The sequence below is a fragment of the Burkholderia sp. WTPI3 genome (genome assembly GCF_021483755.1).
Classification (GTDB): Bacteria; Pseudomonadota; Gammaproteobacteria; order Burkholderiales; family Burkholderiaceae; genus Burkholderia.
In genome coordinates, this window is record NZ_JAGIXF010000209.1 from 1 (window position 1) to 1,639 (window position 1,639).

Annotated in this window: 1 protein-coding gene and 2 pseudogenes; all 3 read right to left on the reverse strand. The window is 71.8% G+C overall.

Features of this window, described 5'->3' with window-relative positions:
- A pseudogene (locus tag J7024_RS36895) lies at positions 1-286 on the reverse strand (phosphoribosyltransferase); the annotation flags it as partial.
- Between the two features lie 180 nt (positions 287-466).
- Positions 467-988 (reverse strand): phospholipase D-like domain-containing protein, encoded by a 522-nt coding sequence (locus J7024_RS36900; RefSeq protein WP_124829588.1) that lies wholly within the window; start codon positions 986-988, stop codon positions 467-469.
- 150 nt (positions 989-1,138) lie between these two features.
- Positions 1,139-1,639: pseudogene (locus tag J7024_RS36905) on the reverse strand (malonate decarboxylase subunit epsilon); the annotation flags it as partial.

Consider the following 1,639-nt stretch of genomic DNA (forward strand, 5'->3'; position numbering starts at 1 on the left):
GCTGTGCGCCGGTCACGCCCAGCGCACGAATCTCCGAGTGCTGCAGGTAGACCGCCCCGCCGGTCGCGATCGCGCCCATCGCGAATTCGGGATCGGACGGCGCACCGAGCTTGCGCACGACCAGCACGTCGAGCGGCGCGCACAGCGCAACGGCGACCGGAAATGCGACCGGCACGCCGCCGCGCGGCAATGCGAGCACGACGACGTCACGACGCCCCGCATAGTCGTGCAGCGCGTCGGCCAACTGGCGGCCCGCGTCCGCACGATCGGCAAAATACTCGGTCACGATCGGCTCCCTGCCGTGACGCCGGATCCGCGAAGCCCGCACCGGCGCCTGTCCAACGAGCATGGTGCATCGGCCACGCCGATGCAAGCGGGGTCGCAACCGCGTCGGCGAGATGCCGCTTGGGTTGAAGAAAGGCGGGAGCTTGAAGCGCTGTTCGTTCGAGCCTGCGGTTGCGACGGGTCAGAGCCCGGCCGCCTGCCGGTACAGCCGCCAGAACGACTGCGCATACGACTGGGCGAGCTCCGGCGCGCGCTGGAACACGTTCACCGTTTCCGCATGCGCCGCAGCGCCGTCGGACAGCGTCGTGAGCGCGACGCTGTCGTCGACGATCACGAAGCGCGGCGCAGGGTCGCCATGCCGCGAATCGATCGCCACGTCGATGCCGGCCGATTTCAGATAGCCCGCACCGCTGTACTTGCCGGCGTGCGACGAACGCACCAGCACGACACGCACTTCGGCCCCACGCGCGCGCGCCGCGCGCAGCGCCGCCGCGACCGCGGGCGGCACATATGCGTAGCCGGCCAGCAGCACGCGGCGCTGTGCCTGCCCGATCAAGTCGACAGTCGCATCGGCCGCCGCATTGTCATACGAAAAGTATGCGCCGACCGATCCGGCGTCGGACGGAATCGGGCTGGCGTGGGCGGTCGCGGCGCAGCCGAGCGCGGCGAAAAGGAAAACGACTGGTCTCATGGCGGGCGCCATTGTAGCGACACCAATTCGCGTGGCAAGCGCCGGCTGCAACGCTGCTGCGCCGGCGCAACACACAGCGCGCGACGGCCGGTGACCGGGCTGTTTCGGGCCCGATTTCCGAACCCGTTTCGCGGTGTTTTGGCAGTGCCGGCGTACCGCCCGTCAGCCGGCCGAGACGCGTGCCAGCCAGTTCGCGACGCCGTCGACGGAACGGAAATCCGCGACACTGCGCGCCGGCAGCGCCGGATACGCGCCGCTCGCCATCTCGGCCAGCGCGCGGCCGGGGCCGAGTTCGAGAAACGCGGTCGCGCCGGCCTCGACGCACGCGGCCAGGCAAGCCGCCCACTCGACCGGCTCCGCGATCTGCCGCGCGAGCTTGTCGAGCCCCGCGTCGACATCGAGCACCGATGCGCCGTCGACCCCCGAAAACAACCGCGTGCCCGACAGCGGCCGGCGCACGTTCACCGCAGCCAGCGACGCACGAAACGCGGGCACCGCCGAGGCGAGGCGGCGCGTGTGCGACGCGATCCGCACGCAGACGGGCGCGACGCGCAGCGCACCGCCGCGCGCCGCCTCGTCGGCCACCGCGTCGACGTCGGCCTGGCCCCCGGCAACCACGAACGCCTCCCCGGGATTGGCGCCCGCGAGCGCCGCATCACGGCC